The following is a 12,788-nucleotide window of genomic DNA, read 5'->3' as shown; positions in this document are numbered from 1 at the left end:
GATGGTCGAATGACCGCAACTCTCGTGGCCCACGGACTGGCCGGCGGGTACGGCCACCGGGCCCTCTTCGCATCGCTCGACCTCACGGTGGCCCCCGGTGACGTCGTCGGCGTGGTCGGTGCGAACGGAGCGGGGAAATCCACGTTGCTCCGGCTGCTGGCCGGCATCGACTCGCCGCAGTCGGGTGCCGTCACGCTGTCACCGGTCAGTGCCTTCATCGGGTGGCTGCCGCAGGAGCAGGAGCGCGTGGAGGGTGAGTCCGTGGCCGGCTATATCGCCCGCCGCACCGGATGCGCCGCCGCGAGCAGGGACATGGAGGCCGCGGCCGAGGCCCTCGGCGAACCGGACGGGAGCGGTGCGGGGGCCGGCGATCCGGCCGAGGCCTATTCGACGGCGCTGGAGCGTTGGCTGGCCTGTGGCGCCGCTGATCTGGACGAGCGTGTCCCCGCGGTGCTGGCAGACCTCGGCCTCGATCTCGGTCGTCCCGACATCGAGCAGACCCTGATGACCTCCCTGTCCGGAGGGCAGGCAGCCCGCGTGGGGTTGGCAGCACTCCTGCTCTCCCGGTTCGACATCGTCCTGTTGGACGAGCCCACCAATGACCTCGATCTGGACGGCCTCGAGAGACTTGAGGCCTTCGTCCGCGGGCTGCGCGGGGCAGTGGTGCTGGTCAGCCATGACCGCGAGTTCCTCGCCCGGTGCGTCACACGCGTGCTCGAACTGGACCTGGCCCAGGGATCGAATCGTCTCTACGGTGGCGGATACGAGTCGTACCTCCAGGAACGGGCGACGCTCCGCCGCCAACAGCGCGAGAAGTATGAGGAGTCCTCCGACCAGAGGGCAGATCTCGTCTCACGGGCCAGGACCCAGCGGGAATGGTCCAGTCAGGGCGTGCGCAATGCGATGCGGAAGGCGCCGGACAATGACAGGATCCGTCGCCGGGCCTCCACCGAGTCCAGCGAGAAGCAGGCCCAGAAGGTGCGCCAGATGGAAAGCCGCATCGCGCGGCTCGAGGAGGTCGAGGAACCACGCAAGGAATGGCAGCTCCAGCTGACCATCGGCGCCGCCCCTCGGTCCGGCTCGGACGTGGCGACGCTCAACGAGGCGGTGCTGAAGCAGGGCTCCTTCACGCTCGGACCAGTGTCACTGCAGGTGAACGCGGGGGAGCGGATCGGGATCACCGGACCGAACGGTGCCGGGAAGTCGACGCTGCTCCGAGCCCTGCTCGGTCAGCAACAGCCGGAGGAGGGGAGTGCGAGACTGGGCGCGGGCGTCGCGATCGGGGAGGTCGATCAGGCGCGATCCCTCCTGGTGGGTGAGCAGACCCTCGCCACCGCCTTCGCAGCCTTCGTCCCGGACAGCACCCAGGCCGAGGTGCGCACCCTGTTGGCCAAGTTCGGGCTCACCGCCGATCACGTGGGCCGGCCCACCCGGGAGCTCTCACCGGGTGAACGCACCCGGGCGGGTCTGGCCCTGTTGCAGGCTCGCGGTGTCAACCTGCTGGTGCTGGACGAACCGACCAACCACCTTGACCTGCCAGCCATCGAACAGTTGGAACAGGCGCTCGAATCCTATGAGGGGACGCTGCTGCTGGTCACCCATGACCGGAGGATGCTGGCCACTGTCCGGACCGAGCGGCGCTGGAACGTGGCGGCGGGGAGGGTCGCGGAACTCTGAGCCGGCCCTGGCCTGCGGAGCAGCTGGGTCCATGCCGCGCTCGACTCCCGGCTGGAGTAGGTGCCGACGGTGGTCGGGGCTCCGTCGCCCCACGCCTCCTGAGGAGCCGCTCACCCGTCGTGGCGGAAGCCGATCTTGACGGTCGCCTGCCAGTCGGCGATCTTGCCGTCCTCGAGATGGCCGCGGACGGACTGCAACTCGAACCAGTCGAGGTTCCGCACGGTCTTGCCGGCCTCGGTGACGGCATTCGTGATGGCCGCCTCCAGGCCGTCCGGCGACGTTCCGACGATCTCGCTGATGTTGTAGGTGTTGTTGGCCATGGGGTCCTCCGTGGGTTCGGCCCCCGTCGGGAGGTCGGGGACGTGCCTGCAGGCTACGGCGAGGGTGGGGGCCAGAGGTACCCCTGACGGGTCGGGGCCGGTGGTCTCCCCGACGAGTCCCAGAGGCAGGCCGTCGTCAGGGTCTGCTCTCGGCAGGGGTACCGGTGGTGGGCAGGCCCGCCACATCCCAGGCCTCGAATCCGCCGATGATGTCGGTGGTCCGGCTCAGGCCCATCTGCCGCAGGTTCCAGGCCGCCAGGGAAGAAGAGTATCCGTGGCGGCAGAACAGGATGTACCGGGCGTTCCAGCACTCCGCCTCCGGGATGCGGTGCTCGAACGACGGGTCGAGTCGCCAGGGGAGCACCGTCAGGTCGATGATCAGGGAGCCGGGGATGTGGGCGGAGGCCGCACGGTGGACGTCTGTCCTCACATCGATGAGGAGGGCGCCGCGGTGCTGTTCGGCCAGTGCCTGCGCCGGCGTCAGGCGGTCCATGCCAGCACGCGCCCGATTCAGCAAGGCCATGGAGCCGTGCCCCTCGGCGTCAGGCAGGGTGCTGGACATGGCACCAGACTAGGCCAGCGTCCGGACCGCCTCCACGGAATCAGCCACGGCCCCCGCCATGGCCTTCACCTGTTCCAGGGTGGTCTCCGGTCCGAAGGTGAAACGGACGGCGGTTCGGGCCAGCTCCTCCGGGATGCCGAGGGCGGTGAGCACGGGGGAGGGTTCGTCCGAACCGGCCGCGCAGGCGGAGCCCGAGGAGCAGATGACGCCGCGCCGTTCCAGCTCCAACAGCACCGCCTCGCCCCCGGTGCCCTCGAACACCCAGGAGGACGACGCCGGCAACCGGAGTCGGGCGTGGCCGGTCACCTGCGCGTCCGGCACCCGGTGGAGGACCTCGGTGGTGAATTGCTCCCGGAGCTCGGTGATTCGAGCCGCGGTGGCCACCCGCTCGGACTCTGCCGTGGCGAGGGCGGCCGCCAGGGCCACGGCTCCCGGAACGTTCTCCGTGCCACTGCGCCGTCCCCGTTCCTGCCCCCCGCCGTGGAGCACCGGCTCCAGGGGCAGCCGGCCGCGGACCCACAGCAGGCCGATGCCCTTGGGGGCGCCCACTTTGTGGCCGGACAGGCTCATCGCGTCCACCCCGAGGGCGCTCACGTTCAGGGGCAGCCACCCGGCGGCCTGCACGGCGTCGGTGTGGAAGGGAACCCCGGCGGCCTTCGTGACAGCGGCCAGTTCGGCCAGCGGCTGCACGGTGCCGATCTCGTTGTTCGCGTAGTGCACCGAGACCAGGGTGGTGTCCGGACGGATCAGGGAGGTGAGCTCGGAGGCGGAGAGGATGCCGGTGGAATCAGGGGTCAGGAAGTCCACCTCGAAGCCGTGGAACCTGGCCAGGTAGTCCACAGAGGCCAAGACCGCCTCATGCTCGAGGGGGCTGGTGATCAGGTGCCTGCCGCGGGGGCGGCCGAGGGCCAGGCCCTTGAGGGCCAGGTTGTCCGCCTCCGTGCCGCCACCGGTGAAGACGAGCTCGCCAGCCCGGGCCCCGAGCACCCCGGCGATCGATGCTCGGGCCGCGGCCAGTCCCGCCGCCGCATCCTCACCCACCGTGTGGTGACTCGAAGGATTGCCGAACCGGCCCGTCAGGTACGGCCACATCGCCTCCAGGGCCTCCCGGCGGACGGGGGAGGTGGCGGCGTGGTCTGCGTAGATCACAACCGGTGGTCCGCCCGGTGGTCCGCACTGCGCGGCTCAGGGTTCGGCCCGGACTCCGGTGCTGCATCCAGACCGAGGTCCAGTGCGCGGACCGAGTGGGTCAGGGCGCCCACCGAGATCACGTCCACCCCGGTGGCTGCGATCGGGCCGACGGTCTCCAGGTCCACCCCGCCGCTGGCCTCCACCAGGGCCGCGCCGTGGATCAGCTCCACCCCTTCTCGCAAGTCGGCCAGGGAGAAGTTGTCCAGCATGATGGTGTCCACGCCGGCCGCCAGGACGTCCGGAATCTGGTCCAGCCGGTCCACCTCCACCTCCACGTGGGTGGTGTGCGGCAGCCGGGAGCGCATCTGCACGAGTGCCTCCGTGACGGTCAGGCCGGTGGCGAGTACCGCCGCGAGGTGATTGTCCTTGACCATCACGGCGTCGGACAGGCTCATGCGGTGGTTGTGCCCGCCGCCGTCCCGCACCGCCTGCCGCTCCAGGAGCCGCAGTCCGGGCGTCGTCTTGCGGGTGTCCACGATCCTGGCCCGGGTCCCGGAGACAGCGCGGACGTAGCGGTCGGTCAGGGTGGCGATCCCGGACATCCTCTGGAGAAGATTCAGGCCGATGCGCTCTGCTCGCAGGATGCCGCGGGCCGGGCCGGAGACCTCGGCCAGCACCTGACCGGTCTCGAAGTGGTCTCCGTCGGCGGCCAGCGGGAGCACCCGCACCGAGGGGTCGACCAGGCGGAAGGCGGTGGCGAAGGCCTCGGCCCCGCTGAACACGCCGTCCTCGCGGGCCACCAACTGCGCCCGGAGCACCGTGTCCCCGGGCACGAGGGTCTCTGAGGTCAGATCGCCCCAGGGAGCGTCCTCCTCCAGGGCCGCCGCCACGAGCCGGTCGAGGTGACGCTGTCCGGTCACCGCTCGGTCCCTGTGCGGGCGCCGGGCGCCACGGAGAGCATCCGCTCCAGGGCCACCCGGGCCGGCTCGGCCACCTCGTCAGCCACCGTGATCCGGTTGACCACCTCACCGGCCAGCAGGGATTCCAGCACCCAGGCCAGGTAGCCCGGGTGGATCCGGTACATCGTGGAGCAGGGGCAGATCACGGGGTCCAGACAGAAGATGGTGTGCTGCGGATACTGGGCCGCCAGCCGCTGGACCAGGTTGATCTCGGTGCCGATGGCGAACGTGGACCCCGGTGGCGCGGCCTCGATGGCCTTGACGATGAAGTCCGTTGACCCTGCGGAGTCGGCCGCGTCCACCACCGGCATGGGGCACTCGGGGTGCACCACCACGTGCACGTCCGGATGATCGGCCCTGGCCTTCGCGATCTGGTCCACGGTGAAGCGCTTGTGCACCGAGCAGAAGCCGTGCCACAGCAGCACTCTCGCGTCCTGCAGCTCCTCCTCGCTGTTGCCGCCGAGGGGTTTGCGGGGATTCCACAGGGGCATCTGCTCGAGTCCGATGCCCATCGCCTTGGCCGTGTTCCGGCCCAGGTGCTGGTCCGGGAAGAACAGCACGCGCTGACCGCGCTCAAAGGCCCAGTCCAGGACGGCGGCGGCGTTGGACGAGGTGCAGACGATGCCCCCGTGCTCTCCCACGAAGCCCTTCAGGGCGGCCGAACTGTTCATATAGGTGACGGGAATGACGGGGACGCGGCCGGCGTCGTCCGTCTCGGTTCCGTACACCTCCTCGAGCTGCTCCCAGCACTCCAGGACCGAATCCAGATCCGCCATGTCCGCCATGGAACAACCGGCGGCCAGGTTCGGCAGGATCACCGACTGCTCGGGTGTGGAGAGCAGGTCTGCGGTCTCGGCCATGAAGTGCACGCCACAGAACACGATCGCCTCGGCGTCGGGACGAGCACGGGCGGCCTTGGCCAATTGAAAGGAGTCACCCACGAAGTCGGCGTGGGCCACCACCTCGTCCCGCTGGTAGAAGTGGCCCAGCACCACCACGCGGTCCGCGAGCTCGGCCTTGGCCACACGGATCCGCTCGTGCAGGTCAGCTTCGGAGGCCTCGGTGTAGGACGCCGGCAGCGCACCCTGGCGTGGGGCGCCCCCCGGGATGGGGTCGTCCTGGGAGGCACCCGGACCGTAGCCGGACGCGGGCAGCGTGTCTCCCGGGCCGGCGTCGAGCAGCCAGGGGCCGGAGGTCAGTCCGGGCGAGCAGGAGGATGCGGCAGCCGCGCCGGAAGTGGGGCCGGTGGCGGAATCGTCGGACAGGGTCTTCAGCATCTGGTCGACGGAGGCCAGCGGGGCCGTGGTGGTGGTCTTCATGATCGGGTACTTTCTGCGGTGCGGTATCGGTAGAGACGGGGTGGCCGGTGGGGTGTGCCGGCCAGGACCTGTCCGGTGTCCTCGATCTGGGGGGAGGCCGCCACGGAGCGCCGGAAATTGGCGGCGTCCAGGGCGTGGCCCAGCACGGCCTCGTGGACCGAGCGGAGCTGGGCGAGGGTGAAGGTCTCGCCGAGGAAGGTGTGGGCTATGTGCGCGTATTCGACCTTGGTGCGCAGCCGCTCCAGTGCGTAGTCGACGATCGCGTTGTGGTCGAAGGCCAGGTGCGGCAGGGCGCCGGCCCGGAACCAGCGGACGTTCTCGCCGGGCGCGCTCCGCTCCACCTCGTCCGAACGGACCAGCGCGGAGTACACCACGGAGACCACCCGCCCGGTGGGGGAGCGGTCCACGCTGCCGAAGGTATAGAGCTGCTCCAGGTGGCTGGGCTGCAGGCCCGTGGTCTCGCCCAGGGTCCGGGAGGCGGCCACCTCCAGCTCCTCGTGGTCGGGGAGCCAGCCGCCGGGCAGGGCCCACCGGTCCAGATCGGGATTGCGGGTACGCAGGACGAACGGCGTCCACAGGGAGGGTGCCTCGCCGTCCCGCTGGCGCAGGGCGAAGATGACGGTCGAGACCGCCAGGCGTGTGCTTGCGTGGTCCAGGAGACCGGCCCTCCCTCCGAGTGCCGTCCGTCGGCACTCCGTACTTAGGGTCATCATGACCTGTATGTGTTGTGAATCATACAGTCGACCAGACTTTAAGGCCAGTGGGACCTGGCCTGACCTCGGCCTGTGTGGAAAGTGCTGACGGCCGGGTCGCCGGTGGTCTAGGGTGGGTCCCATGTCACGTTCGAGCTTCCTGGGATGGCCGGTCATCCGGCAGTTCCTGGACGGCGACCGTCTCGGCCGCAGCTCGTCCGTGGTCTCGAAGAAGACCACCGAGATCGCCCCGCGCACCACCACGGCGGACCGGACCGTGCAGAGTGTGTGCCCCTACTGCGCGGTCGGCTGCGGGCAGAAGGTCTTCGTCTCAGACGAGAAGGTCGTCCAGATCGAGGGGGATCCTGAATCGCCGATCTCCCGGGGTCGGCTGTGCCCCAAGGGCTCGGCCTCCAAGCAGCTCGTCACCTCGGACACCCGGCAGACCACGGTCCTGTACCGCGCCCCACGCGCGAAGGACTGGCAGGAGATGGACGTGGAGACGGCCACCGAGATGGTGGTGGACCGGTTCCTGGAATCCCGTCGCAACGGCTGGCAGGACGAGGACGAGAACGGCCGCCACCTCGGGCGGACCATGGGTATCGCCTCACTCGGCGGGGCCACCCTGGACAATGAAGAGAACTACCTGATCAAGAAGCTCTTCACGGCGGCTGGAGCCATCCAGATCGAGAATCAGGCCCGTATTTGACACTCCGCCACGGTTCCCGGTCTGGGGACCTCCTTCGGGCGCGGCGGCGCCACCCAATCGCTGCAGGACATGGCCAATGCCGACTGCATCATCATCCAGGGCTCCAACATGGCCGAGGCCCATCCCGTGGGCTTCCAGTGGGTCACTGAGGCCAAGGCCCGCGGCGCCAAGGTCTTCCACGTCGACCCCCGGTTCTCCCGGACCTCTGCGGTGGCGGACCGGCACGTGCCGATCCGCGCGGGCTCGGACATCGTGTTGCTGGGTGCGCTGATCAACTACGTGATCGAGCACGAGCACTGGTTCCACGAGTACGTGGTGGCCTACACGAATGCCGCTTCGATCGTCAACGAGGACTTCCGGGACACCGAGGACCTGGACGGGCTGTTCTCCGGATTCGACCCGGAGACCGGCGGCTATGACATGTCCAGCTGGTCCTACGAGCCGGAGGACGCCGGGAGCCCGGAAGGGAGCCGCGGTGGCGCGGCGGCCGGGAGTGACGGCCCCGCGGAACAGGACGGCGCGGAGCAGAGCGATGAGGCGGCCGGTGAGCAATACGGCATGGGTGGGCCGGAGCTGGACGTGAGCCGCCCGAAGCGGGACGAGACCCTGCAGCATCCGCGGTCGGTGTTCCAGGTCCTCAAGCGGCACTATGCGCGGTACACGCCGGAGATGGTGCGGGATGTCTGCGGCATCTCGGTCGAGGACTTCGAGGTGTTGGCGCGGACCATCACGGAGAACTCGGGCCGGGACCGGACCACCTGTTTCGCCTACGCCGTCGGGTGGACGCAGCACACGGTGGGCGCCCAGTACATCCGCACCGCCACCATCCTCCAGCTGCTGCTGGGCAACATGGGCCGCCCCGGCGGCGGCATCATGGCCCTGCGCGGACACGCCTCCATCCAGGGCTCCACGGACATCCCCACCCTGTTCAACCTGCTGCCCGGCTACCTGCCGATGCCGTCGGTGGAGAAGGAGGACCTGGACACCTACCTGGACTCGATCGCCTCCAAGCAGCAGAAGGGCTATTGGGCCAACGCGGATGCCTACACCGTCAGCCTGCTCAAGGCCTGGTGGGGGGAGTCCGCCACCGCGGAGAACGACTGGGCCTACGGCTATCTGCCTCGACTGACCGGGCCTCACGGCACCTATCAGTCGGTGGAGGGCATGATCGCCGGGGAGGTCGAGGGATACTTCCTGCTCGGGCAGAACCCCGCAGTGGGCTCGGCCAACGGACGCATGCAGCGGATGGGCATGGCGAACCTGAAGTGGCTCGTGGTCCGGGACTTCCAGCTGATCGAGTCCGCCACGTGGTGGAAGGACGGGCCGGAGATCGAGAGCGGGGAACTGAGGACCGAGGACATCGAGACCGAGGTGTTCTTCTTCCCCGCCGCCAACCACGTGGAGAAGGCCGGGACGTTCACACAGACACAGCGCCTGGTGCAGTGGCGGCATCAGGCGGTCCAGCCGCCGGGGGACGCCCAGAGCGAGCTTCAGTTCTTCCACGAGGTCGGCAAGCGCATCCGCGCCCGGCTGAAGGACTCCACCGATCCGCGGGACCGGCCACTGCTGGACCTGACCTGGGACTACCCCGAGGACGAGCACGGGGAACCGGACGGCGAGGCGGTGCTGGCGGAGATCAACGGACGCTACGTATCGGGTCCGAAGAAGGGGCAGCATCTGTCCACCTTCAACGAGATGACCGCAGACGGCTCCACCGAGGGTGGATGCTGGATCTACACGGGCGTCTACGCGGATGGCGTCAACCACGCCGCTGACCGCGCGCCGGGAATCACCTCCGGCCCTGAGGCCCGCCATGACTCGGAGTGGGGTTGGGCCTGGCCGGCCAATCGGCGGATCCTCTACAACCGTGCCTCCGCGGATCGGGAGGGCAAGCCCTGGAGCGAACGCAAGAAGCTCGTCTGGTGGGATGCCGATCAGGGCCAGTGGGTCGGCAACGATGTCCCGGACTTCCCCGTGAGCCTGGCCCCCGGCACCGTTCCGGGGCCGGAGGCGGGTGGCCCCGCCGCATTGGCGGGCGACGACGCCTTCATCATGCAGGCAGACGGCAAGGGCTGGCTGTTCGCCCCGAAGGGCATGGTGGACGGCCCTCTGCCCACGCACTATGAGGCACAGGAGTCTCCCGTGCCCAATGCCATGTACGCCCAACAGCACAATCCGACGCGGGTCACGGTGCCGCGGGAGGACAACTACAGCGCGCCCAGCGCCGGGCAGCCCGGTGCCGAGGTGTATCCGTTCCTGTTCACCACCTACCGGCTGACCGAGCACCACACGGCAGGTGGCATGAGCCGATGGCTGCCCTACCTGGCCGAGCTCCAGCCGGAGATGTTCTGCGAGGTCTCCCCGGAACTGGCTGCCGAGCGAGGGCTCGAACCCTACGGCTGGGCCACCATCATCTCCCCGCGGGCGGCCATCGAGGCCAAGGTGCTCGTCACCGATCGCATGCGCCCCCTGCAGATCGGCGGGACCGAGGAACAGGGTGGCCAGACCGTGCACCAGATCGGCCTGCCGTACCACTGGGGCGTGGGCGGCAACGCCGTGGTCAGCGGGGACTCGGCGAATGATCTGATCGGTGTGACACTGGATCCCAACGTGCTCATCCAGGGGTCCAAGGTCGGCGCCTGTGACATCGTCCCGGGCCGCCGGCCGCGGGGCACCGGAGTGCTGGACCTCGTGGCCGGATACCAGCAGCGTGCCGGCCTGACGGTGGACAGTGGCAACGAGGGCGTCACCGGAAGCGGGGAGGATGCCGGGCCCAAGCCCGATCCGATGGCCCCGGAATCGGTGACGACCTCGCGCGGCCACCCTCACGTGGACGGTCCGGTGCTGCCGCATGAACCCAGGAGGGAGGACTAGATGGTGCAGCTGAGTCAGGGGCCGGACGCGGCCGTGGACGGCAACCCGACCGCGGACGCCGACTACGAGCACCCGCAGCCACGCAAGGGCTTCTTCACGGACACCTCGATCTGCATCGGCTGCAAGGCCTGCGAGGTGGCCTGCAAGGAGTGGAACCAGAACCCGGTGGACTCCACCTTCGCCCTGTCTGACTCCTCCTTCGACAACTCCGAGGGCTTGGGCGCGGACACCTGGCGCCACGTCGCCTTCGTGGAGCAGGGTCGTCAGCAGGTCGAAGCGGCCCGCGAGTCCGGCCGCGCCCTGGTCAGCCTGGGCATGCCCGGTATCCGCAGGGCACCCGGTGAGGGCGTTCCGGGGAGCGACGGCGGCCGGCCGGCTCCCGGTGCCGCCGGCGGGCTGTCCGGTGCCCTGGGTGCCGCCGGGTCCGGCGCGGCGGGCCTGGCTCCGGCGCCCGAGTTGGGTGGCCTGGACGTGTTGTCCTCGTTGGGAGGCTCACCTGGTCTGCCGGACTCCTCCGCTGTGGACACCACCCCGCCGGACACCCCCGAGTTCCGCTGGCTGATGTCCTCGGACGTCTGCAAGCACTGCACCAATGCCGGCTGCCTGGACGTCTGCCCCACGGGGGCGCTGTTCCGCACGGAGCACGGCACCGTGGTGGTCCAGGATGACGTCTGCAACGGCTGCGGCACCTGCGTGGCCGGTTGCCCGTTCGGTGTGATCGAGCGCCGCTCCGACGGCATCGCCCAGCCCAAGACGGACCGGTCCCCGGCTCCGGGCGTCCACGCTGAGAAGTCAGAGAAGCCAGCGAAGTCGGAGAAGCCCAAGAAGAACAAGAACACCGGCGTGGCCCAGAAGTGCACGCTCTGCTATGACCGCATGACGGATGGCCAGACCCCGGCCTGCGCGCAGGCCTGCCCCACCACGTCCATCCAGTACGGCGAACGCGAGGACATGCTCGCCCGGTCCCAGGATCGTGTGGCCCAGCTCCACGCCCAGGGTCGCACCGAGGCCCGCCTCTATGGCGCCAACCCGAACGACGGGGTCGGGGGCACCGGCTCCGTCTTCCTGCTGCTGGACGAGCCGGAGGTCTACGGCCTGCCGCCGGATCCGCGAGTGGCCACCCGGGACCTGCCGCGGATGTATGCCCGCGCCGGGGTCGCCATGGCGGGGATGGTCGCCGCTGCGGGACTGGCCTTCCTCAGCAGCGGACTCGGCAGTGGATTCAACGGGCTGAGCGGGGGGAGCCGATGACCACCTCCGAGTTCGACTCCTACCGCCCGCCCGAGGAGCCCCGGCGCCGCCGTCGCCGCGACCGTGCCGGAACGGATACAGGTCCCGGTGGATCGTCCGTCAACCGGCCCACGGGCCGTAGGCGCCGGGGCAGCCTGGCACCGTCCACCGCAGATGGCGGCCGCGAGATGGCCATGGTGCCGGAGCCGGAGTTCACCAGCACGGCATCTGACTCCGCCGCCAATTCGTACTATGGCCGGCCCATCGTCAAGGCCCCGCCGTGGGACGAGCGTGTGGCCACCTACCTGGTCTGTGGCGGGATCGCCGGCGGTTCCTCCCTGCTGGCCTTCGGTGCCCAACTGACCGGCCGGGACCTGCTGCGCCGGAACGCGAGGATCAGCGCCCTGGCCGCGGCCGGCGTCGGGTCTGTGGCCCTGATCGCGGACCTCGGCCGGCCCGAACGCTTCCTCAACATGATGCGCACCGTGAAGCTCACGTCGCCGATGAGCCTGGGCTCCTGGGTGCTGGCCGGCTTCAGCACCGGGGCCGGTGTGGCCGCCGCGGCTGAGATGGACCGGATGACGGGCCAGGCCCTGCCCCTGGGGCCGCTGCGCGGTATGCTGCGCGCCGCCGAGTCTCCCGCCGGCGGGCTGGCCGCACTACTGGGCGCACCGTTGGCCGGGTACACCGCGGTGCTGCTCTCGGACACCGCCCTGCCCACCTGGAATGACGCGAAGGAGCACCTGCCGTTCGTCTTCGTCAGCTCCGCCTCCATCGCGGCCTCCGGGCTGGCGATGATCACCACGCCGGTGCGAGAGACCGGGCCTGCCCGCACCCTGGCCGTGCTCGGGGTGGTGGGGGACGTGGTGGCCACCCGGGTCATGGAGTCCCGGATGGACCCGGTCGCCGTGGAGCCGCTGGAGACCGGCCGCCCCGGCTGGCTCATGCGGTGGAGTGAACGGCTGGCGATCGCCGGTGGTGTGGGGGCCCTGCTGGGGGGTCGGCACCGTGTGGTGGCCGCCCTGTCCGGCGCTGCGCTGGTCACGGCCTCCGCCTTCACCCGCTTCGGGGTGTTCTACGCCGGCAAGGACTCCGCGAAGGACCCGCGGTACACGGTTGAACCGCAGAAGCGCCGTCTGGCCGCCCGCCGCGCGGCCGGCATCACGGACGACTCGATCACCACCGTCCGCTGAGGTCCTCAGGGTTCTGCGGAGCTCCTGAGAATCGTGGGGCTGGGGATTCTGAGGCCCTGAGTTCCGGCTGAATCGCGGGGTCCGGGCGTAGGGTGTGGGCAACATCACCCCTGCTCGAAGGA

General features: G+C 69.8%; 10 protein-coding genes. 4 read left to right on the top strand and 6 right to left on the bottom strand.

Annotation, left to right across the window (positions count from 1 at the left end; all coding sequences use genetic code 11):
- Window positions 1-9: 9 nt before the first annotated feature.
- The gene (locus IMT31_RS03865) at window positions 10-1,677 is read left to right on the top strand and encodes an ABC-F family ATP-binding cassette domain-containing protein (protein WP_413543814.1); all 1,668 of its coding nucleotides are present in this window, start codon (window positions 10-12) and stop codon (window positions 1,675-1,677) included.
- Between the two features lie 110 nt (window positions 1,678-1,787).
- Here IMT31_RS03865 and IMT31_RS03860 read toward each other — a convergent pair whose 3' ends face one another.
- From IMT31_RS03860 to IMT31_RS03835, 6 genes are all read right to left on the bottom strand, one after another.
- The gene (locus IMT31_RS03860; RefSeq protein WP_345355192.1) at window positions 1,788-1,997 is read right to left on the bottom strand and encodes a dodecin; all 210 of its coding nucleotides are present in this window, start codon (window positions 1,995-1,997) and stop codon (window positions 1,788-1,790) included.
- Between the two features lie 136 nt (window positions 1,998-2,133).
- Window positions 2,134-2,559, bottom strand: a complete 426-nt coding sequence (locus IMT31_RS03855) for a rhodanese-like domain-containing protein (RefSeq protein WP_413543813.1) — start codon at window positions 2,557-2,559, stop codon at window positions 2,134-2,136.
- A 9-nt stretch (window positions 2,560-2,568) separates the two neighbouring features.
- A complete protein-coding gene (locus IMT31_RS03850; RefSeq protein ID WP_413543812.1) occupies window positions 2,569-3,708 on the bottom strand; it encodes a cysteine desulfurase family protein in 1,140 nt (379 codons plus the stop codon).
- Window positions 3,705-4,610, bottom strand: coding sequence for a carboxylating nicotinate-nucleotide diphosphorylase (gene nadC, locus IMT31_RS03845; RefSeq protein ID WP_413543811.1), 906 nt, complete (start codon window positions 4,608-4,610; stop codon window positions 3,705-3,707). The genes IMT31_RS03850 and nadC overlap by 4 nt, the downstream gene beginning before the upstream one ends.
- Entirely contained in the window at window positions 4,607-5,968 is a 1,362-nt protein-coding gene (gene nadA, locus IMT31_RS03840; RefSeq protein WP_378109406.1) for a quinolinate synthase NadA, read from the bottom strand. The genes nadC and nadA overlap by 4 nt, the downstream gene beginning before the upstream one ends.
- Window positions 5,965-6,681 carry an NUDIX hydrolase gene (locus tag IMT31_RS03835; protein WP_413543810.1) on the bottom strand — a complete coding sequence of 239 codons (717 nt, stop codon included), beginning with the start codon at window positions 6,679-6,681 and terminating at the stop codon, window positions 5,965-5,967. Before IMT31_RS03835 ends, nadA begins: the two co-directional genes overlap by 4 nt.
- A 121-nt stretch (window positions 6,682-6,802) precedes the next feature.
- On the opposite strand from IMT31_RS03835, the gene fdh reads away from it, so the two are divergent.
- The 3 genes from fdh to nrfD are packed head-to-tail and all read left to right on the top strand — an operon-like array spanning window position 6,803 to window position 12,666.
- On the top strand, window positions 6,803-10,243 hold the full coding sequence (gene fdh, locus IMT31_RS03830) for a formate dehydrogenase (RefSeq protein ID WP_413543809.1): 3,441 nt from the start codon (window positions 6,803-6,805) through the stop codon (window positions 10,241-10,243).
- Window positions 10,244-11,494: a 4Fe-4S dicluster domain-containing protein gene (locus IMT31_RS03825; RefSeq protein ID WP_413543808.1), complete on the top strand. Its 1,251-nt coding sequence runs from the start codon at window positions 10,244-10,246 to the stop codon at window positions 11,492-11,494.
- Window positions 11,491-12,666 (top strand): NrfD/PsrC family molybdoenzyme membrane anchor subunit, encoded by a 1,176-nt coding sequence (gene nrfD / locus IMT31_RS03820; protein WP_345355213.1) that lies wholly within the window; start codon window positions 11,491-11,493, stop codon window positions 12,664-12,666. Before IMT31_RS03825 ends, nrfD begins: the two co-directional genes overlap by 4 nt.
- Window positions 12,667-12,788 lie beyond the last annotated feature (122 nt).

The organism is Citricoccus nitrophenolicus, from assembly GCF_047305825.1.
In the GTDB taxonomy this organism is placed as follows: domain Bacteria; phylum Actinomycetota; class Actinomycetes; order Actinomycetales; family Micrococcaceae; genus Citricoccus; species Citricoccus nitrophenolicus.
Note: the sequence above shows the minus strand (reverse complement) of the source record. Positions and strands in the feature narration are given on the sequence as shown.